This window comes from Cryobacterium cryoconiti, assembly GCF_004403065.1.
Lineage (GTDB): Bacteria > Actinomycetota > Actinomycetes > Actinomycetales > Microbacteriaceae > Cryobacterium > Cryobacterium cryoconiti.
This window is the reverse complement of sequence record NZ_SOHA01000011.1, coordinates 26962-33121: the sequence shown is the minus strand read 5'-3', so window position 1 is coordinate 33121 and position 6160 is coordinate 26962. Positions and strand designations below refer to the sequence as shown.

Sequence of the window (6160 nt, the reverse complement as noted above, 5' to 3'; positions counted from 1 at the left end):
GGGGCCGGCATCGCGGCAGCGGGCCGCGGGGCGGCGGATGCAGCGGGCCGCGGGACGGCGGCCGGCTGCGGGGAAACGGATGCCGCCGGGACCGCGCCCCGCGCGGAATCGGCTGCCGGAGACCCGGCCGAGCCCGCTCCGGGGTCGGCTCCGGAGCCGTCACCACCGGCAGCGGCAGAACCCGAGGCATCGGTCACGACTGCGCCGGCAACCGTTTCCGACGCCGCGGCAGCCTGGATCGCCGAGGAAGGTGCCGGGGTCACCGAAGGCGGCACGGGGGTCACCGCGGACGGTGCCGGGCTCGTCGCGGCAGCGCCAGGGGCAGCGGCCGTGGGAAGAGCGGACAGCGCCACGGTCTCAGCGGCAGACATGGTGGCCGCCAGACGCGCGCGCAGACGCCCGCGGGCAGACAGGGGCGCTGGAAGCGGGGCCGGAAGCGGGGCGGAAGCCGGCGGCGTGCGGCCGGCCAGACGGTCGGCGGCGGCGATCTCCTCGGCCGTCAGCACGAGAGGCGACTGCGTCAGAGTGGCCCACCAGGGTGCCGGCTCGAGGGCGGCATCCGTCGAACGGATGCCCCCGAGCGGCTCGTCCGCACCGGCGCCGGCCGGCACCTCCCGGGGCGTGTGAGCGGGAGCGGGAGCAGGCTCGACAGCAGGGGCGGCTGTGTCGCCGGACGCCGTGAGCGCCGGGGCCGGCGCGGGCTGCACACCGGCGGGCGTCAGGTCGGCAGCCGACGTGGCATCCGTTTCGTCCACGGCAACCGGCCGGACCGGGCGCGCCGGGAAGATCGCGGGCGTGACGACGAACAGGGCAGCGGTCGTCGTGGGCACCGCGCCCGTCGACGCAGAAGAAGCAGAGGACGCAGAGGCAGTGCCGGCGCCGGCTTCAGACGCACCCGGATGGGGAGCGGCAGCCGATGCGGCAGCCGACGCGGTTGCCGACACCGCCGCGGCCCGGGCCGCAGCGGCCCTGGCGAGACGCGGGTCGGGCTGGGTGGTGGGCTTCAGCCCCCAGAGGAAGACGCCGGTGTGCGTCGACGGTTCGACGACGGGTTCCGGCGGAACGATGCGCGAGGTTTTCGGCCACCGCGGCGACTGGCGGGGCGAGTACTCGTCCGGCAGGGCCGGGCGTGCGCCGTCGCCGAGCTGCGATGCCAGCCAGGCCATCCCATCTTCGCCGGGCACCTCGTCCTTGGGCACTAGTTCAGCCCCAGGTCCTCAAGGCCGATGGCGGCGAAGTAGGGGTAGCCGGCGGCTTGGATGACTTCGCGGGCACCGGTGTTGCGGTCGACGACGACGGCGACGCCGGCGATGACGGCACCCACCTTGAGGAGCGCGTCAATGGCCGCCAGCGGGGATCCGCCCGTCGTGGACGTGTCTTCCAGCACGATGACGCGCTTGCCTGCCAGGTCAGGCCCTTCGACCTGCTTGCCACGACCGTGGTCCTTGGGCTCCTTGCGCACGACGAAGGCGTCGTACGCGGCACCGCGCGCCACACCCTGGTGCAGGATGGCCGCGGCGACGGGGTCGGCGCCCATGGTCATGCCGCCGACCGCCGCGACATCCGGGATATCGGCGATCAGGTCGAGCATGACCTGGCCGATCAACGGGGCGACGCGGTGGTCGAGGCTGACCTTGCGAAGGTCGACGTAGTACGTCGCCTTCTTGCCGCTGGTCAGGGTGAAATCCCCGTGGAAAACGGCTTCGGCCGCGATGTGGGCGATGAGCTGCTGGCGTGTATCCGTCACGGGATCAACTTTAGGCCATCGACCGGCGCGGAACTTGAAGCAGGCGAGTCTCGAGCTGAGGTGTTCTAGAAGATGCGAACGAGCTTGCGTTCGGGGACGCGACGGAATCCGTCTTTGTGCACGTCGACCACGACGGCAACGATGGAGGCGATCACAATGAGAACGAGAACGGCGAGGAGAACAAACACGGTCGTACCTTTCGGGAAATGGAGGGTTGATGTCGGGGAGACGGAGGCACCATTGCACGAGTTCGACGTATTCATTCCACCATCTTTGACTTTGCAGCACAATCGCATAGTTCTGCACGAAGTGTGTAGCGTTACTACATGGATGTCCAACGACTCGAACTCCTCCGCGAACTGGCCGAACGCCACAGCATCACCGAGGTCGCCCGCGCGACGCACCGCACGCCATCCGCTGTCTCGCAGCAGCTGAAGGTGCTCGAGCGCGAGGCCGGCCTGCCTCTGACCGAGCGCAGCGGACGCGGCCTGATCCTGACGGATGCCGGCCGCGCTCTGGCCCGCAGCGCAACGGATGTCGCGGTCGCCCTCGCCCGCGCCCGCGCGGTCTGGGACGAATTCCGCAACGACGCGACCGGCGTGGTCAGCCTGGTCACGTTTCCGACCGCGGGCGAAATGCTGCTGCCGGGAGCCCTGAAACACCTCGCTGAGGTGCCCGGACTCGCCGTCAACTGCACCGACAAAGACCCGGAGCTGAGCGACTTCCCCGCGCTCACCGCGGAGTACGACATCGTGCTCGCCTACAGCCTGCGCGGACAGCTCCCCTGGGGCGGCCGCGGCCTCACGGTCGTTCCGCTGATGACCGAGCCGCTGGACGTGGGACTGCCGGCCGACCACCGGCTGGCCTCCCGGTCGTGGATCACCCCCGCGGACGTGATCGGCGAGACCTGGATCGGCGCGCCGGCCGGCTACCCGTTCGAGCGCATCCTGCACCAGATCGAGCAGACGGCCGGCAGCCAGATCACCGTCGCCCAGCAGTTCGCGGACCTGCGGGTGATCGAGGCGTTCGTGGTGGCGGGCCTCGGCATCGCCCTGGTTCCCCGCTACACCTGGGGTGGCGACCAGCCGGGCAAGCTGCTGCTCAAGCCGCTGCGCGGCGTGGACGCTGAGCGGCAGATCGTGGCGCTGATGCGCCCCGACCGGGCCGAGCGCCTGGCCGTGCGCACGGTCCTGGAGGTGCTGCGCACCGAGGCCGCCCGCGTGCAGGCCCAGCACGCCCTCATCACCTAGCTCCTCCTTTCTTCCCTCTCGGGGCCGCGGACGCGCTCGAACCTGCGCTAGGCGTTCTGCGGGAAGCCCAGGTTGATGCCGCCGTGGCTGGGGTCCAGCCACCGGCTCGTGATTGCCTTCTCCCGGGTGTAGAAGGCGATCCCGGCCGGGCCGTAGGCCTTGGCGTCGCCGAACAGGGAGTCCTTCCAGCCGCCGAAGGAGTGGTAGGCCACCGGGACGGGGATCGGCACGTTGATGCCGATCATGCCCACCTGCACCTCGTTCTGGAACCTTCGGGCGGCCCCGCCGTCGTTGGTGAAGATGGCCGTTCCGTTGCCGTAGCGGCTCTTGTTGATCAGCGCGAGCCCCTCGGCGTAGCTGGCGACCCGCACGATGGAGAGCACCGGGCCGAAGATTTCGTCGAGGTAGACGTCCGAATCCGTGCCGACCCGGTCGAAGAGGGTCGGACCGAGCCAGAAGCCGTTCGCGTCGCCGTCCACCTCGATGCCGCGGCCGTCCACGACGACCTCGGCGCCGTCGGAGTGGGCCAGGTCGATGTAGGACGCCACCTTGTCGCGGTGCACCTTCGTGATCAACGGCCCCATGTCGCATCCGCGCATGCCGTCGCCCACCCGGAGGCCCGTGAGTCGCTCGGTGATCTTGGCGACCAGCTCGTCGGCGACCGGTTCCACGGCCACCACCACGCTGATCGCCATGCAACGCTCCCCCGCCGAGCCGAAACCGGCGTTGACCGCGGCATCCGCGGCCAGGTCCAGGTCGGCGTCGGGCAGCACGAGCATGTGGTTCTTCGCCCCGCCGAGGGCCTGCACGCGCTTGCCGTTACGGGCGGCCGTCTCGTAGATGTACTTCGCGATCGGCGTGGAGCCGACGAATGAGATCGCCTGCACGTCGGGGTGCACGAGCAGGGCGTCGACGGCTTCCTTGTCGCCGTGCACGACGTTGAGCACACCGGCGGGCAGGCCCGCCTCGGTCATCAGTGCGGCCATCCAGTTCGACGCGGACGGGTCCTTCTCGCTCGGCTTGAGCACGACCGTGTTGCCGGCCGCGATGGCGATCGGGAAGAACCAGAGCGGCACCATGGCGGGGAAGTTGAACGGGCTGATGATGCCCACCACGCCGAGCGGCTGGCTCAGCGTGTAGACGTCGACGCCCGTGGACACGTTCTCGGAGTACTCGCCCTTGCTCAGGTGCGGCATGCCGAGCGCGAACTCCACGACCTCGAGGCCGCGCGCGATCTCGCCGAGCGCGTCGGAGGTCACCTTGCCGTGTTCGGCGGTGAGGATGTCGGCCAGCTCGCCCTTGCGCGCGTTCAGCAGCTCGCGGAAGTTGAACATGACCCCCTGGCGCTTCGCCTGGGAGCTGTCGCGCCAGAGCGGGTAGGCGGCCTGCGCGGAGGCGACGGCGGTGTCGACGTCGGTGCTGTCGGCGAGGAGCACATTCTTCGCGACGGTCCCGAGGGCAGGGTTGAAGACGGGCGCGGTGCGGGTCGAGACGCCGAGGGCGGGAGCCCCGTCGATCCAGTGGGTGATTGCGGGCAGTTCGGTCATGGTCATTGGTCTCTCTTCATTCTCGTCATCGAGTTGCGGTGAGGTGCGGTGATCGAGCCCGTCGAGATCCGGCCTCGACGAGCGGTTTCGACAAGCTCAACCTCCGGAAATGCGGTGATCGAGCCTGTCGAGATCCGGCCTCGACGAGCGGTTTCGACAAGCTCAACCTCCGGAAGTGCGGTGATCGAGCCCGTCGAGATCCGGCCTCGACGAGCGGTTTCGACAAGCTCAACCTCCGGCGGAAGGGGGTGGGGCGGTCAGTCGAGCAGGTCGAGGCTGAGCACCTCGTCGTAGATCGCGAGCGCCTCGGCGACCTCGGCGTCGGTGACGACGCACGGCGGCACCACGTGGATCCGGTTCTCGGCCAGGAACGGCAGCAGGTTGCGGGCCAGCAGTTCCGACTTGATCCGGCCCATCACGGCGCCGCTGAGCGGCTGTCGGGTCTCCCGGTCGGCGACGAGTTCCAGCGCCCAGAACACGCCGAGCCCGCGCACCTCGCCGATGACCTTGTGCTTGGCCTGCAGCTCGGCGAGCCCCGGCGCGAGCACGTCGCGCCCGATCCGGGCGGCGTTCTCCACGATGCCCTCGGTCTCCATGGCGTCGAGGGCGGCCACGATCGACGCCATCGCCAGCGGATGCCCGCTGTAGGTGAGTCCGCCGGGATAGACCGTGGTGTCGAAGTCGTGCGCGATGGAGTCGGAGATGATCACCCCGCCGGTGGGGACGTAGCCGGAGTTGACGCCCTTCGCGAAGGTGATCAGGTCGGGCACCACGTCGAAGCCGTCGAACGCGAACCAGGTGCCGGTGCGGCCGAAGCCGGCCATCACCTCGTCGAGGATCAGCATGATGTCGTAGCGGTCGCACAGGGCGCGCACGCCTTCGAGGTAGCCGGGCGGCGGCACGAGCACGCCGGCGGTGCCGGGGATGGATTCCAGCAGCACGGCCGCGATGCCCGCGGGACCCTCGCTCTGGATCACGCGCTCGAGGTGGCGCAGGGCGCGCTCCGACTCCTGCTCGGGGCTGGTCGCCCAGAACTCGCTGCGGTAGAGCCACGGGCCGAAGAAGTGAACGTGCCCGCGGGCGAACTCGTTCGGGATGCGACGCCAGTCGCCGGTGGCGACGATGGCCGCGCCCGTGTTGCCGTGGTACGAGCGGTAGGTGGAGAGCACCTTGTCGCGGCCCGTGTGCAGGCGCGCCATCCGGATCGCGTTCTCGATCGCATCCGCCCCACCGTTGGTGAAGAAGACCTTGTTGAAGCCCTCCGGCGCCCGTTCGACGATGCGCCTGGCGGCCTCGCCGCGGGAGAGCGTCGCCGTGGAGGGTGCGACGGTGGCGAGCAGGCCGGCCTGCTCGATGATGGCCGCGGTGACGGCCGGATGCTGGTGGCCGATGTTCACATTGACGAGCTGGCTGGAGAAGTCCAGGTAGCTGCGCCCGTCATAGTCCCAGACCCGGGAACCCTGCCCGCCGGCGATCACCAGCGGCTTCAGGGAACCCTGGGCCGACCAGGAGTGGAAGACGTGTGCCCGGTCGAGGTCGTAGGCGAGCTCGTTGCGGCTCGCCGTGGCGCTTGATGGTGTGATGTCATTCACGGATATCGAGTTCTTTCTCTCTGC

5 protein-coding genes and 1 pseudogene are annotated in these 6160 nt (G+C 69.8%); 1 reads left to right on the top strand and 5 read right to left on the bottom strand.

Going from position 1 to position 6160, the window contains the following annotated elements:
* The 3 genes and pseudogenes from E3T49_RS05475 to E3T49_RS16720 form a co-directional block, all read right to left on the bottom strand.
* Window positions 1–1199 (bottom strand): annotated as a pseudogene (locus E3T49_RS05475) (hypothetical protein); the annotation flags it as partial.
* The gene (gene pyrE / locus E3T49_RS05470; protein WP_134423954.1) at window positions 1199–1747 is read right to left on the bottom strand and encodes an orotate phosphoribosyltransferase; all 549 of its coding nucleotides are present in this window, start codon (window positions 1745–1747) and stop codon (window positions 1199–1201) included. The gene pyrE and the pseudogene E3T49_RS05475, both read right to left, overlap by 1 nt.
* A 65-nt stretch (window positions 1748–1812) precedes the next feature.
* Window positions 1813–1935, bottom strand: a complete 123-nt coding sequence (locus E3T49_RS16720; protein WP_277613086.1) for a hypothetical protein — start codon at window positions 1933–1935, stop codon at window positions 1813–1815.
* A 138-nt stretch (window positions 1936–2073) separates the two neighbouring features.
* On the opposite strand from E3T49_RS16720, the gene E3T49_RS05465 reads away from it, so the two are divergent.
* Window positions 2074–2997, top strand: a complete 924-nt coding sequence (locus E3T49_RS05465; RefSeq protein WP_134423953.1) for a LysR family transcriptional regulator — start codon at window positions 2074–2076, stop codon at window positions 2995–2997.
* Window positions 2998–3044: 47 nt separating this feature from the next.
* On the opposite strand, the gene E3T49_RS05460 is transcribed toward E3T49_RS05465, so the two are convergent.
* Together E3T49_RS05460 and E3T49_RS05455 are read right to left on the bottom strand one after the other, a co-directional pair.
* A complete protein-coding gene (locus tag E3T49_RS05460; RefSeq protein WP_134423952.1) occupies window positions 3045–4550 on the bottom strand; it encodes a CoA-acylating methylmalonate-semialdehyde dehydrogenase in 1506 nt (501 codons plus the stop codon).
* A 251-nt stretch (window positions 4551–4801) separates the two neighbouring features.
* Window positions 4802–6127, bottom strand: a complete 1326-nt coding sequence (locus tag E3T49_RS05455) for an aspartate aminotransferase family protein (protein WP_134423960.1) — start codon at window positions 6125–6127, stop codon at window positions 4802–4804.
* Window positions 6128–6160 lie beyond the last annotated feature (33 nt).